Annotated in this window: 12 protein-coding genes; 4 read left to right on the top strand and 8 right to left on the bottom strand. The window is 63.6% G+C overall.

The window, feature by feature from the left end:
• Positions 1 to 95: 95 nt before the first annotated feature.
• Both M4J39_RS06705 and M4J39_RS06700 read right to left on the bottom strand, forming a co-directional pair.
• Positions 96 to 1,661, bottom strand: coding sequence for an ABC transporter substrate-binding protein (locus M4J39_RS06705; RefSeq protein WP_251727051.1), 1,566 nt, complete (start codon positions 1,659 to 1,661; stop codon positions 96 to 98).
• Between the two features lie 198 nt (positions 1,662 to 1,859).
• Complete coding sequence (locus tag M4J39_RS06700) at positions 1,860 to 4,217, bottom strand: helix-turn-helix transcriptional regulator (RefSeq protein WP_251727050.1); 2,358 nt, start codon at positions 4,215 to 4,217, stop codon at positions 1,860 to 1,862.
• Between the two features lie 347 nt (positions 4,218 to 4,564).
• On the opposite strand from M4J39_RS06700, the gene M4J39_RS06695 reads away from it, so the two are divergent.
• Genes M4J39_RS06695 through M4J39_RS06680 form a run of 4 tightly spaced genes read left to right on the top strand, consistent with a single transcriptional unit; the run spans position 4,565 to position 7,788 of the window.
• On the top strand, positions 4,565 to 5,398 hold the full coding sequence (locus M4J39_RS06695; protein ID WP_251727049.1) for a UDP-2,3-diacylglucosamine diphosphatase: 834 nt from the start codon (positions 4,565 to 4,567) through the stop codon (positions 5,396 to 5,398).
• Positions 5,395 to 6,537: a ceramide glucosyltransferase gene (locus M4J39_RS06690; protein ID WP_251727048.1), complete on the top strand. Its 1,143-nt coding sequence runs from the start codon at positions 5,395 to 5,397 to the stop codon at positions 6,535 to 6,537. Before M4J39_RS06695 ends, M4J39_RS06690 begins: the two co-directional genes overlap by 4 nt.
• Positions 6,530 to 7,108, top strand: coding sequence for a DedA family protein (locus tag M4J39_RS06685; RefSeq protein ID WP_251727047.1), 579 nt, complete (start codon positions 6,530 to 6,532; stop codon positions 7,106 to 7,108). Before M4J39_RS06690 ends, M4J39_RS06685 begins: the two co-directional genes overlap by 8 nt.
• Positions 7,105 to 7,788 (top strand): glycosyltransferase family 2 protein, encoded by a 684-nt coding sequence (locus M4J39_RS06680; RefSeq protein ID WP_251727046.1) that lies wholly within the window; start codon positions 7,105 to 7,107, stop codon positions 7,786 to 7,788. Before M4J39_RS06685 ends, M4J39_RS06680 begins: the two co-directional genes overlap by 4 nt.
• Positions 7,789 to 7,830: 42 nt before the next feature.
• Here M4J39_RS06680 and M4J39_RS06675 read toward each other — a convergent pair whose 3' ends face one another.
• The 6 genes from M4J39_RS06675 to M4J39_RS06650 form a co-directional block, all read right to left on the bottom strand.
• Complete coding sequence (locus M4J39_RS06675; protein WP_251727045.1) at positions 7,831 to 8,883, bottom strand: AI-2E family transporter; 1,053 nt, start codon at positions 8,881 to 8,883, stop codon at positions 7,831 to 7,833.
• 237 nt (positions 8,884 to 9,120) lie between these two features.
• The gene (locus M4J39_RS06670; protein WP_251727044.1) at positions 9,121 to 9,714 is read right to left on the bottom strand and encodes a nucleoside 2-deoxyribosyltransferase; all 594 of its coding nucleotides are present in this window, start codon (positions 9,712 to 9,714) and stop codon (positions 9,121 to 9,123) included.
• Positions 9,711 to 10,292 carry an AAA family ATPase gene (locus M4J39_RS06665; RefSeq protein WP_251727043.1) on the bottom strand — a complete coding sequence of 194 codons (582 nt, stop codon included), beginning with the start codon at positions 10,290 to 10,292 and terminating at the stop codon, positions 9,711 to 9,713. Before M4J39_RS06665 ends, M4J39_RS06670 begins: the two co-directional genes overlap by 4 nt.
• Positions 10,293 to 10,398: 106 nt before the next feature.
• Positions 10,399 to 11,157, bottom strand: a complete 759-nt coding sequence (locus M4J39_RS06660) for an ABC transporter permease (RefSeq protein WP_251727042.1) — start codon at positions 11,155 to 11,157, stop codon at positions 10,399 to 10,401.
• Entirely contained in the window at positions 11,154 to 11,906 is a 753-nt protein-coding gene (locus M4J39_RS06655) for an ABC transporter permease (protein ID WP_251727041.1), read from the bottom strand. The genes M4J39_RS06660 and M4J39_RS06655 overlap by 4 nt, the downstream gene beginning before the upstream one ends.
• Entirely contained in the window at positions 11,903 to 12,682 is a 780-nt protein-coding gene (locus M4J39_RS06650; RefSeq protein WP_251727040.1) for an ABC transporter ATP-binding protein, read from the bottom strand. The genes M4J39_RS06655 and M4J39_RS06650 overlap by 4 nt, the downstream gene beginning before the upstream one ends.
• Positions 12,683 to 12,881: the final 199 nt, after the last annotated feature.

Raw genomic sequence — 12,881 nt, 5'->3', positions numbered from 1 at the left:
GTTTGGTCTTCGCACCGGCCCAGCGCCGCGAAAGCAGGGGGCACTTCCGCGAACTCACGAGGCGGGCGTCAGCGCCCGTCGGTTGCCCGGCTCGCCTACTGGCAGGTCCAGCTATACTTGGTGAAGTCGTAGTCGAAGGACTGCATCGGCACCGCCTTGAACCCGTCGAGGCACTTGTCCATGGCGTGCTGCACCGTCTGGGTCTGCAGGAACACGTCGGCCTGCAGATCGACGAGCTTGTGCTGAAGCGTCTTGTAAAGCGTTGACTGCTCCGCCTTGTCGGTCGTGGCGCGCGCGTCGTCGATCAGCTTGTCCACTTCCGGATCCTGTACCCATTCCATGGACGCCCAGGTGCCGGCGGCCTTGGAATGATACTGCGTGAAGAACATGGAGTCCGGCGAGGGGTAGGTCGGCGAGAAGAAGATCTGGTTGACCGCCGGGGTCGTCTCGACCCTGCTCGCGAGCTCGGTGATGCGATTCCACGGATCGGCCTGCTGCGTCACGACGAAGCCGATCTGCTCGAGATTGGCCTGCATCAGCAGGCTGATTTCTTCCTCGAACTTGGTTCCGGCGACATAGCCGAGGGTGATCGGTATCTTCTGCCCGGCGTACTTGGACTTGGCGACCTCCGCCTTGGCGGCTTCAAGGTCGTACTGGGGAGCCGGCAGGTCGCTGGCGTAGAAATCGGCGAAGTTCTTGGGAAGCGGGCCGTTGAGCTCGCCGCCCGGCACGATGACGTCCCGGATGGTGGCGTAGTCCGTGGCAAGCGCGATGGCCTTGCGGATGTGCAGGTCGTCGGTCGGCGCCACCTTCGAGTTGAGCTTGAGATAGAAAGCGGTCGGCGTGTCCTCGGCGACGATCTTGAAGCGCCCCATGGCTTCGAGAGCCTTGTAGGTCTCGGGCGACTGGTACTGCGAGGACATGGTCAGCTCGCCCGACGCCGCCAGCGAGCGCACGGTGGCTTCGTCGTTGGTGATGATCCAGCGCACCTCGTCGATCGGGCCGGCTCCGAACCCCTTATAGTAGTCGGGGTCGCGGTCGATTGTCATCTGCGAGCCGCGGTCCCAGCTCGTCAGCGTATAGGCGCCGGCACCGGCGACGTTCGTGGCAAGATAGGTCTGGCCGTCGTCGCTTCCGAGATTGGCTTCGACGACCTTGGAATTCAGCACCATGATCGCCGGTACCGTCGCCAGGAAGGGCGCGAAGGTCTTCGACAGCGTGAACTTCACCGTGTGATCGTCGATGGCGGTCACCGCGCCGGGCTTTAGCACGTCGGCGAACAGGTTTGCTGGCCCCTGGTTGATCCGCAGCAGACGCTCGACGGAGTAGACGACATCGGCGGCGGTGACGGGTGTGCCATCGGAGAACTTGGCGTCGGCGCGCAGCTTGAAGGTGACTTCCTTGGTATCGGGGGACACCGTCCAGCTTTCGGCGAGTTCCGGAACGAGATTGCCGGCCGGGTCAACGTTGACGAGCCCGTCGTAAAGGTTCACCGCCGCCATGTAGTCCGTGTAGTCGGAGATCTTGGCCGGATCGATCGAGCCGAAGATCTGCACGGTATTCATGGTGACGACGGTTTTGGCCTGGGTTGCGCCGCCGGCCAGCCCCGAGGCTGCGGCGGCAACAAAGACTGTCGAAAGAATGCGGGACTTGCGGTTCATTGGTTGGGACCCCTCTTGCTGGTTTTGAGCCGCCGCTGGTTGTCGGACCGGGCAGTAGGGCCCCATCCTTGGTCGCGGTCGTTTCGGACGTTTCTCGCCTCTTGACTTGTGACGATGTTGCGAAAGCCGAGAACGGTTCTCAAGTGACCAGACGGATAGGTTTTGCGCAAAAAGGTATAGGTCTTGGTGTCGATCCCTTTATCCGACGAGTCCAAGCGCCCGGGCGGCGGCGATCGCTTCCTTGCGGCGGCGACAGCCGAGCTTGCGATAGACGTTGCCGAGGTGGAACTTCACCGTCGGCTCGGAGATATGAAGCATCTTGGCGACGAACTTGTTGGAAGCCCCCTCGGTGACCATGATCAGCACCTTGGTCTCCTGGCGCGACAGGCCGTTGCGCGACCCTAGGCCCGAATTGCCGAGGCCGAAATCGCGCAGACGGCGCAGCACCTGGCGCGCCTCGCTCACAGTCGATAGGAAATCGGCGATGCGGCGGTTGGCGAGCAGGTCGGAGAGAAACACCAGCTCTTCAGACAACGAGCCGACACAGCCGTTGCGCGCCGCCGTTTCGAAGGTCGTCTGCAGTTGGGCGCGCGCCCGCGTCAGGTCGCGTTGCCGCTTGAAGACATAGGCGCTCCAGATCTGCACGCCGATGCGCTGGCGCGCCGTGAGCGCCAGGTTGGCTTCGATGGCGGCGAGGCATTCGACAAGGTCGGTTCGCGTCGGCGTCTCGAAGACCATATGCCGAAGCCAGCAGAGCGCGACGGCAATCTCGTCACGATCGCCGAGGCGGGCAAGCAGCCGGGCGTTCGAGGCGACGGCCTGCGTGACCGGCGTCGGCAGCTGGGCGAGCCGATCGGCGGCTTCGCGCCACCGATTGCCGTTCTGCATCACCATCACTTCCCGGCTGTCGATCATCATCTGGAACTGGCGGTTCTGGACTTGGTAAACCCGCCAGCGATCGAGGAAGGAGCGGGCGGCGATGGTCGAGTAGCGCCGCGACAGGGCCTGGCTGCCGTACTGAAGTGCGAACTCGACGAGGGTCGGCCAGATCTCACCGTGCGAAAACTGTTCGAGATCCCGATTGAGAAACAGGATCAGCGCCTCGTCGTTGCCCGCTTCGTAGCCGACGCATCCCTTGAGAAGCTTGAGAAGGAGCCCATCGTGCGGACTGTCGAAGCCGAGACTGGCGATGTCGCGCTCGGCCTCGTCCGCCCATTCGCCGGCGGCGTTGGCGTCCCCCGCCATCAGGCGCATGATGGCGAGGTGCAGCGAAATGTAGAAGGCGAGCAGGCTGGCCCCGGCAATCCGGTAGTGGCGCAGCGCCCTCTCGGCCACATCGTCCGCTTCGGCAAACCGGCGCGAGCGGAGGTAGAACTCGAGGATTGCGTTGTAGATGCTGCCTCTCAGCAAGTGCGCCTCGATCGGCAGGTCGGCCAGAATGGCAAAGGCGACGTGCAGGAGTTCGTCGGTGAGGGGGATGTCCTCGTAGATCAGCATGACGAGGCGAAAGCTGCGGAACTCCACTGAGTAGCGTTTGCGGTCGCCGAGGACGCGGGCCGGATCGAGCGTCTCGCTGCCGAAGCGGTCGGCCAGCAAGCGGCGGGCGAGCGAAACTTCGCCGTGTTTCAGCGCCTGCAGGGCCCGACAGAGCGCAACGGTATCGCTTTGGCGGCTCGCCTCATCGTGAAAGCCAGCCAGAACGGCGTCAAAGGCTTCGGCGCCGTGAAAATAGAGATAGTACCAGCTGTGCTCGGTCTCCAGCAGGCGCTCGGCGGCCTCGAACTCGCCGGCCTTTTGCATGTCGAGGATGGTTTCTGTGACCGACCCCAGCTTCCGGCTCGCCTCGACCAATGCCGTTCGCAGATCCGGATCGGCGATGCGGCGGCGCTGTTCGGACACGAGTGCGTCGGCGAGCGGGAGGGCGAGTGCGGTCCCTCCGATCATCCATGCGCCGGAGGCATCGAGGCGGGCGAGTGGAAGCGGTGGTTCGACATCGGCCACCCTGCGTCCTGCGAGCATCATGGCAAGGCGGGCGAGCGTCTCGGCCGGCAGCTCGGACAGGATTTCGTCGGCCATGAAGCGCGTGAGGACGGCCGGCTCAACGGAGCGGATACCGGTCGCGTCGATCAGCAGCGGCCAGCCCCCGGTCGTTGCCACGACCTCGGTCCCCTTTTCCTCGCCGAAGGCGGCGACGAGCTCTTCGGTCTGGTAGAGCAGTGCCGCCTCGGACAATCGGTGGACGGCACCGAAAGCGACACACCGATCAAGGCCAGGTAGTCGCATGGCCGGACGCTTGGCAATCACCAACCTGTCGCTGCCGGCAAGGTCGGGCAGGGGTTCGACATGACCACTGGAGGGGACATCCCAGAGACAAAGCCGATCGGATGTCTCGGGCGGACGGCTGTCTCGGACGAGGAGAGCCTGTTTCGCCGCGGCAAGGTCGCCCAGCAGGCAAGACTTTCCCATGCCGGCCATTGCCTCGATCAGGACCAACGGCTCGTCACGCCCCTCGATGAGGTCGAGCAAGCGCTGCGTCCTGATGTCGCGGATGTTCAAGCTGGTGCTCCCGTCCTGTCCGGACGCGCAGGAAAGATCATGTTCGCCTGAAGGGCAAGGCGTCGTTCCGCCGGTCGATCACATCCATTTCATCGCAAGAGGATGTCCGTTGCAGTTCGGCGCCGCAATGTCACCGTATTGCAGCAATCATACTCTCCGCCACAAACTGGTGGATGAGCCTAATATTGCGGATTTACGGCGGCGGAATTGTATTCCTCTCGTCCGGCTGAATATTTCTGTGTGTTTAGCGGGAGTCCGGGTCATCGGTCGCCGATTCCGGTGGAACCGTCATCATCCTGCAAAGTTTCTTTGGCGGGTAATCAGCCGATCTTCTGTTCATGGAGAAGATGCAGGAACTGAAGGAGAGCGCCTTGTCCGATCCCGCCCCCAAGAAGGCTCCGATCCGCCGCCACCGCACCCTGTTCCTCTCCGATTTGCATCTTGGTGCGATTGGAGCGCGTGCAGATCTGGTTCTGCGCTTCCTTGAGCAAAACAGGGCCGACACCTACATGCTCGTTGGCGACATCCTCGATGCCGGCGTACCGTTCTCCCTGGGACGCGCCACGGCCTGCGATGCAGTGATCGAGCACCTTCGCCGGCGGCATGCGGAAGGAGCCAAGCTCATTTACCTCATCGGAAATCATGATCCTGAGCCGTCCCTCGTCCCGAATGGTCGACGCCTGCCGGTTGAAGCGTGCGATGAGGTCGTTCATGTCGCGGCCGACGGACGGCGATATCTGGTGGTTCATGGTCACCACCAGGACAGGGCTTTCATTCGCAGCCATCTTCTGACGCGCATCGGGACCTATCTGGAGAGTCTTGCCCGCCTGGTCTGCGCCGCCGTGGTGCCGACAGAAGACTGTCGCGCACGGGTCTGGGGCGGGAAGATCGACAAAGCGTTCGCGGCGGTCAACACCGCGCTGCACTTCGGGCGGGGACACGAACACCGCTTGGTCGAACTGGCGCGTCAGCGCGACGCCGATGGCGTCATTTGCGGCCATTACCACATGGCCGGCATTCACGACCGCCACGGTCTGCTCTATGCCAACTGTGGCGACTGGGTTACAAGCATGACTTGTCTGACCGAAGACTACAATGGCCGCCTGCATCTGGTCGACGGCCGGGCCCTGTCGATTTCCGGCGCCGGCCTCCTCACTGAAGCCCAGGTGGTCCACGCATGACAGAAGCCGTGATCGTTCTTGCCGCAGCCTTGCTTGCCGCTCATCTCCTCACTGTCAGTCTTTATCTCTTTCGCTTGCGCCGGCAGACGCCGCAGGAAGGTACGATCAGCACGCCCCGGGTGACCCTGCTACGCCCGGTCTGTGGCCGCGAGGCGTTCGACAGGGAAACGCTAGCGAGTTCGTTCGAGCAGGACTATCCCGACTACGAGGTTATCTTCTGTGCTCCGTCGGACGATGATCCGTCGGTGCCGCTGCTCCGGGAACTGATCGCGAAGCATCCGAACCGGCCGGCTCGCCTTTTCACGGGTGAGCGGCGGGTCACCCACAATCCAAAACTCAATAACCTCTGGTCTGGATGGCAGGCGGCTGACACCGATTGGGTCTGCATGGCCGACAGCAACCTGCGTCTCCCAGCCGATTATCTCGCCACCGTTGTCGCTTCCTGGGACGAAGAAACCGGCCTTGTTTCCTCCCCACCGATCGGCGAACGGCCCGAAGGGTTGGCGGGTTCGCTGGAATGCGCCTTTCTCAACGGCAATCAGGCGCGCTTGCAGCTCGCCTCCGACAGCCTCGGCAACGGTTTCGCCCAGGGGAAGACGCTGTTCTGGAATCGCAAGATGCTGAACGAAGCCGGTGGTATCGAGGCGCTCGGGCGATATCTCGCGGAGGACGTCAACGCGACCAGGCTGGTGCGCGCCGCCGGTCTCAAGGTGCGATTGACGCCGCTGCCGTTCGCCCAGCCGATCGGCCGGCGATCGTTTCGCGACGTGTGGAACCGCCAACTCCGCTGGAGCCGCGTCCGCCGCGACGGCTTCCCGCTTCTGTTCGCCGCCGAACCGTTCAACGGGCCGATGGTGCCATTCGCGCTGGCGGCAATCGCCGCTGCCCGGCTCGACATGTCCATCGTGCTGCTGCCGGCCGTTGCCACGATCTGGTATGGCGCCGAAATCGTCCTGATGCGCCGCGCCGGCTGGCCGTCGGCCTGGCGCGACATTCTGGCATTGCCGCTCAGGGATGTGCTCCTGCCGGCCCTGTGGTTGGCGACCTTTCTGAAGCGCGACATCGAGTGGCGTGGCAACGCCATTTCGCCGCACGGCTCCGACGAGCCCATGACGCCGGTCTTGGCCGACCATGATTGAGCATGCCGAGCTCATCTCGATGATATCGAGTTATGGCTTGTGGGTGTTGACGCCGCTTGCAGTTCTTGAGGGGCCTATCGTCACGGTTATCGCCGGCTATCTGGCAAGCCTGTCGATCCTCAGCCTGTGGCAGATCGTTCCGTGTGTCATCGTCGCCGATATTGTCGGCGACAGCCTGATGTATCTGCTTGGTCGGCTGGCGCTCGGCGGTCTCAGCCCAACATGGCGTGACCGGTTGGGCCTGTCGCGACGGCGGCTGTTCTGTTTGATGCGGGGCTTCCGGCGCAACGGCACTCGTATTCTCGTCGCAGCCAAGCTGACCCACGCCGCCGGCTTTGCTGCCCTGACTGCCGCCGGCGCCGCCCGCATGCCCTTCGTGGATTTCCTTGTCGCCAATACCCTGGCGAGCATTCCGAAAAGTCTGTTCTTCGTGGTCCTAGGCTACCTGTTCGGCAGCGCCTATGAAACCATCGGCAAGTGGCTGTCGGGCGAGGCGGCCTTGATTGTGCTGGCGCTGGGCCTGGGCCTGTTCAGCGTCATCTATCTTCGTCGCAGACGAGTTCACCGATGACTGCCCCGACCTTCACCTGCCTTGTGCCGGCATTCAACGAAGCGGAGCGCCTGCCCGGCGTCCTCGCCGCGGTGGTCGGCCACCCGAGCTTCGAGCGGGTCGTGGTCGTCGATGACGGCTCGACCGACGGCACCGGCGATATCGCCTTGCGATATGGCGCCGAGGTGCTGCGCACGCCATGCAATGGCGGCAAGACTCGGGCGCTTCGCCTCGGACTCGAAACAGTACGCACCAGCCATGTCGTGCTGATCGATGCCGACCTTCTCGGATTGACGCCGGCCGTCATCAGCTCGCTGATCGCCCCTGTCGCGACAGGGACAGCTTACGCATCAGTGTCGTTGCGCGGAAACTCGCCTTGGGTTTGGCGGCGCATCGGCATCGACTACATTTCCGGCGAGCGCGTCGTGCCGATGGAACTTATCGCCGGTCGGCTGGAGGCACTGGATCGTCTCTGCCGCTTCGGTTTCGAGGTTTTCCTCAACGAGCTTCTGGTTGCGACCGGACGGCCGATCGCCATCGTCCAGTGGCCGGAGGTCGCAAGTCCTGCCAAGGCCACCAAGCGCGGCCTCTGGCGCGGCCTGCTTGCCGATGTGGCCATGCTTTCCGACATTGCCCGTACCATCGGCGTCATGGGGTTCGTCGGGCAGATCCGCCAGATGCGCCGACTGTCGGCCCAATGACGGCCAGGTTTCGCCTTTGAGGCGTTGTCGGCAATACGGCCGTTACGGCCAGGACGACCTGTCCGAGGCCATGGACCAGACCGTGATGAAAAGCGCCGCAATCAACGGGCCGACGATGAATCCATTGACGCCGAGAAGCGTAATGCCTCCGAGCGTCGAGATAAGGACCACGTAGTCCGGCATTCGCGCCCCCTTTCCGACCAGGGGAGGCCGCAAGAGGTTGTCGACCAGCCCGATGACCAGCACGCCCGCTGCGATGAGCGCCAGCCCCTTGGCAAACTCTCCCGACAGCAGCAGATAGCCTGAGGCGGGAACCCAGACAGCAGCCGCGCCAACCACCGGCAGCAGGGAGAAAAGCGCCATCACCACACCCCAGAGGAGTGCGCCGTTGATGCCCAGAAGCCAGAAGACGATCCCGCCGATCGTCCCCTGAATGAGGGCGATCACCACGTTGCCTTTGACGGTCGCCGTGATCACGTCCGAGAACTTCCTCAGAAACCGGTCTGTCTGCTGATCTGTCAGCGGGCTCGCCTTTCGAATGGCGACCGACAGTCTGGCGCCGTCACGAAAAAGGAAGAAGAGCAGATACAGCATCACGCCGCCGACGATGATGATCTGGGCGGCTCCCTGACCGATGCCCAGGGCCTGCGGTGCCGCCCATTGGGTGACCTGTCCCAGGATCGAGTTGAAGCGCTCCTGCAACTCGTCCACCGAGCCAAGCCTGATGTGGTCGAAGGCCTCGATGATGAAGGAGGGCGAAGCCGCGCGAATGCGCTCCTCCAGCGAGGCCAGGTCTATGTTGTTCGATGACAGCCATTCGTAGAGGCTCGATATCTCGCGCGCCACCGCCGTGAAGACGAAGGCGGCGGGAACGAGCACAACGAAGACGCAGACGAGCACGCTGATCCCGGCTGCGATGTTGCGGTGTGCGTGCAGCCGAAGAGAAACGGCCCTGTGGAAGGGATGAAACAGGATTGCGAGGACCACCGCCCACAAGATCGCGCTGTAGAAGGGGAATATCAGCCAAATGAAGGCGATCGACGACAGCACCAGCAGTACGACGAAGCTTGCCTGCTGAATCCGTCTTTCTTGCATCGCACTTCCTTGGGTCCCGATCATGCCGGGTGTCATGGCCGTGAAGAACGATCACGAAAAAAGAGGATAGGTATTCGTTCCGGGCAATACAAGGAGCGGGCGAAAGCTGCCGGTCCGCTACCGCCGCTTTCAATGGATGGCTTTGCGACGCGATGGATATGGCGGCGCTTGTATCGCCGCCACATCTTCGTCGCAGAAGAACCTCGCTCGACGCTCGACAAGCTTCGAGCGAACCTCTCAGGCGGGACTGGCCAACCCGAAGCGGACCGCCGCCGCCCTGAGGCAATCCTCGAAGGCGGAAAGGTCGGACCAGACGCGGTCCTGTTCGACCTGTCGCCGGACGAGGATGCCGCCGAGCGTCTCGATGCCGCCGTCGATCATCAGATTGTCCGCCATCCCGTGATCCTCGACCATCATGCCATCGGGGCCACGCGTTGCGCCATCCGCCGCTTTAGCGATGGCCCCCTGGTAGTAGTCGTCCCTGAGGCGCTCGAAATAGGGGCGTACGGTGTTGGTGTAACCATACGCCGCCCGGCCGAGGGCGCACATAAAGCCGAGCTCGAAGGCGGTACCTATGTCTGCCGAGATGCCCCTGAATGGCGTCAGGTTGGCTACGATCAGGTCCGACGCCCGCATGGCCTTCTCGTTGGCAAGACTGATGCGGTGGCCAAACTCGAAAAGTGACAGTCCGGCTGGGTCGAGCTCGTCCTCGGCGATGCCGTTGGGCAGGAAGCCGTAGGATAGAGCTAGATCGTTCTTGGCGGCGATGATGGCCGCGCCGTCGGCGAGGAACACCTCCGGCCCGGCAAGATAGGCGCGCGGCCGGCTCATGTCAGCCTCCCGTCGGAGAGCGCCTTCATGATCCAGTCCCTGTATTTCTGCTCCTTGTCCTTGATCTCGGGAATGACGCGCGAGGCCTCGGACATGAAGAACAGGTAGTCGCGGCCCATCTCCTGGCCGCGCCGGGTGTGCATGTCGAGCGCGACGTCTGGGATTTCCGGCAGGTTGTCGCCGAGCTCGATGGAACGCTTCGCCCAGTTGACCATGTCGTCGGAGGTGCGGTCCTTCTCGCTCTTGGTCAGGACGCGGATGGCGTGGGCGGCGAACAGGAAGCGATCGCCGGCCGGGCGCGGATAGCGCTTGTGCTGCTGGTAGAGCGTCTCGATCAGGACGGGCGCATTGGGATTGCCGAGGCCGATGTCCTCCACCGCCATCACGCAGAGGCGCGACCACATCATCTCCTCCATTTCCGGACTGGTGATGAACATTTCCCAGCCGAGGAGCAGGACGTTGTCGGTCATGCCACGCCGCGTGCATTTCTGCAGGGCGGAGATGACCTCGTCGGCAAAGAAGCCGTGCTCGGTGGTGGTGCGCTGCCACGGATCGGGGGGCTGCTGAACCTTGACCATCTTGTTATCCTTTCACTGTCTTGATGCGGGCGGTCAAACCGCCCGCGGTTCGATCCAGCGCCCGTTGTGTCAAAGCGGTGTCCGGATGATCTTGGGTCGCGCCGGATCAGGTCCAGCGGCGGAGAACGCGACGCTCGGCGGCGAGAGCCAAGCCGAAACAGGCCACCGAGGTGATGGTGGCGATCAGGGATGTGGCGAGCGCCCGCTCGGTATCGAACTCGCCGGCGGCCTTGCGGAACATGTAGCCGAGGCCATCGGTGCCCATGAGAAACTCGGCAACGACGGCTGCGAGCACGGCCTCCGGCGCGGTCAGGCGAAAGGCCAGCATCAGGTTTGGCACCGCCGACGGCAGCACCAGGCGCGTGAACCGCTGCCGGCGCGAACCGCCGAACACCCGGAATAGGTCATCGCTGCCCGGAGGCAAGGCCCTGAGGCCGGCGCCAACGTAGACGAAGGCGGGGAAAAAGCAGATCAGCGAGACGATGGCGATGACCGTTCGGACGTCATAGCCGAGAAGGCGGGCGATGATCGGGATCAGCGTCACCACCGGGATCGAGGTGAAAATCAGACCGAGCGGGGTCAGCAGGCCGTTCAGGATACGCGACGACCAACTGAGTATCGCCAGTCCCGCCCCCAACGCAAAGCCGAGCAGCAGGCCGACGATGGCAACGGCAAACGTAAGGGCGGCAGGTCTGGCGTAGCTCAGCGGATCGCCTGCGAAGTCCGCCGCGACGGCCAGTGGGCCAGGGAGCACGATCGAGGAGAGGCCAGCCGCCGAAACCCAGATCTGCCAGGCTACGACGATCAGCGTCACGGCCCAGTAGCGGCGCACGAGGTGAGCGAGAGGGGCGATGGCGGCGGTCATCGCATGCGCTCCTGCACCAGGCGTTCCGTGAGGCTGAACAGGGCGAACATCGCGAGCGAAGCGACGGCGGTGATCAGCACCGCGCTCCAGAGCAGCGGAATCTGGAAGTTCTGCATGGCCGAAACGATCAGCAGGCCGAGACCGCGCGAGGCGCCGAACCACTCGCCGATGATGGCGCCGATGAAGGCGATCGGCACCGACAGCTTCATGGCGGATGCAATGGCCGGCAGAGCCGACGGCAAATCGAGCCTCAGCGTGACCGAAAGCCGGCTCGCGCCCAGCACGGCGAACAGGTCGCGGTGCGAGGCGCTTGCGGTTGCCAGCCCCGATGTGGCGGCGACGTAGAAGATGTAGCCGACACCAAGGCCCGAAATGATAGGCGGTGTCGCATCGGCGCTGGCCAGCACGATCAACAGTGGTGCCAGCGCGATCGACGGAATGGCATGGATGACGGCGACCAGCCGGTCGAGACCGGGGCGGACCGGCGCGATCAGGTGACTGATGATCGCCAGGGCGAGGCCGCCGAAGGCGCCGCAAAGATAGCCGAGGGCGACGGACGTGAAGCTGGCCGCTGCGGCCCGACCGAACAGAGGCAACTTGGCCGGGGTCGTCAGGAAGGCCAGCACGGTCGACAAGGGCGGCCAGGTGAGGCCGGCGAGGCGATAGATGCCGATCACCTCCCAGGCGATCAGAAACAGCGTTATGCCGATCAAACCCAGCACGAAGGACTGGCTACGTGCGGAGATCATGCGGGCGCGCCCTCAGGTTCGAGTGCTTCCGTCAGCCTGTCGACCAGATCGTGGAATGCCGGCTCGCGCATCACGGCCGGCGCACGCGGGCGGGCGAAGGGAGCCGGCAAGTCGAGAATAATCCGGCCCGGTCGGCCGCTCATCACCACCACGCGGTCAGCGAGAAACAGGGCTTCATCGACGGAATGGGTGACCAGCAGCGTCGTTATGCGGTGGAGGCTCCAGATGCGTTGCAGCTCGACATTCATCTGGCGGCGCGTCACGGCATCGAGAGCGCCGAACGGCTCGTCGAGCAGAAGCACTTCAGGCTCCAGCACCAGGGCGCGGGCGATGGAGGCGCGCTGGCGCATGCCGCCCGACAATTGCTTGGGGCGGGCCTTCTCGAAACCGGCCAGACCGACGAGGGCAATCAGGTCCTTGACCCGCGCTCTGTCGACCGATCGCCCGGCCAAATGGAAGGGAAGGGCGACGTTGGCCTCGATGTCGAGCCAGGGCAGCAGGGCGTGATCCTGGAACGCTACGCCAAGTCGATGACTTTGGCAGAGGTCGGCCGGTGCCTTGCCTTCGATGGTGACGCGGCCGGCCGTCGCCCCTTCCAGTGCGGCCACGAGACGGAGGATCGTGCTCTTGCCGCAACCTGACGGTCCGAGCAGGGCGACGAACTCGCCGGGGGCGATCGTCAGGTCAATATCGACCAGTGCCGACAGTTCCTTTCCGTCGCCGAGGCGGAAGGTCTTGCTGACGCGATCGATGCGGATGGCGGGCTTGTCGGACATGAATGCCTGCGAACTGCGAACGCCCTCGTCGGCCCCTAGTGGTTCGACCGAGACATTTGCATCCGCGTGATACTGGCCTCAGAGCAAATGTCTCGGTCAAGAGAACCACTAGCAAGTTATTGGGCTAGTGGAGCTTTTGAATTTGACATTTGAGCGAGCGCTCTATGTCAGGCGGGACTCAAATGTCAAATTCGCTCCA

It is taken from the genome of Pleomorphomonas sp. NRK KF1 (assembly GCF_023721755.1).
Lineage (GTDB): Bacteria > Pseudomonadota > Alphaproteobacteria > Rhizobiales > Pleomorphomonadaceae > Pleomorphomonas.
This window is presented reverse-complemented; position numbering and strand designations above follow the sequence as displayed.

What these genes read in the sequence shown, in the direction of transcription:
- M4J39_RS06705 (WP_251727051.1), bottom strand. Translation starts at nt 1,661, where the DNA reads ATGAACCGCAAGTCCCGCATTCTTTCGACAGTCTTTGTTGCCGCCGCA.
- M4J39_RS06695 (WP_251727049.1), top strand. Translation starts at nt 4,565, where the DNA reads ATGCAGGAACTGAAGGAGAGCGCCTTGTCCGATCCCGCCCCCAAGAAG.
- M4J39_RS06690 (WP_251727048.1), top strand. Translation starts at nt 5,395, where the DNA reads ATGACAGAAGCCGTGATCGTTCTTGCCGCAGCCTTGCTTGCCGCTCAT.
- M4J39_RS06685 (WP_251727047.1), top strand. Translation starts at nt 6,530, where the DNA reads ATGATTGAGCATGCCGAGCTCATCTCGATGATATCGAGTTATGGCTTG.
- M4J39_RS06680 (WP_251727046.1), top strand. Translation starts at nt 7,105, where the DNA reads ATGACTGCCCCGACCTTCACCTGCCTTGTGCCGGCATTCAACGAAGCG.
- M4J39_RS06675 (WP_251727045.1), bottom strand. Translation starts at nt 8,883, where the DNA reads ATGCAAGAAAGACGGATTCAGCAGGCAAGCTTCGTCGTACTGCTGGTG.
- M4J39_RS06670 (WP_251727044.1), bottom strand. Translation starts at nt 9,714, where the DNA reads ATGAGCCGGCCGCGCGCCTATCTTGCCGGGCCGGAGGTGTTCCTCGCC.
- M4J39_RS06665 (WP_251727043.1), bottom strand. Translation starts at nt 10,292, where the DNA reads ATGGTCAAGGTTCAGCAGCCCCCCGATCCGTGGCAGCGCACCACCACC.
- M4J39_RS06660 (WP_251727042.1), bottom strand. Translation starts at nt 11,157, where the DNA reads ATGACCGCCGCCATCGCCCCTCTCGCTCACCTCGTGCGCCGCTACTGG.
- M4J39_RS06655 (WP_251727041.1), bottom strand. Translation starts at nt 11,906, where the DNA reads ATGATCTCCGCACGTAGCCAGTCCTTCGTGCTGGGTTTGATCGGCATA.
- M4J39_RS06650 (WP_251727040.1), bottom strand. Translation starts at nt 12,682, where the DNA reads ATGTCCGACAAGCCCGCCATCCGCATCGATCGCGTCAGCAAGACCTTC.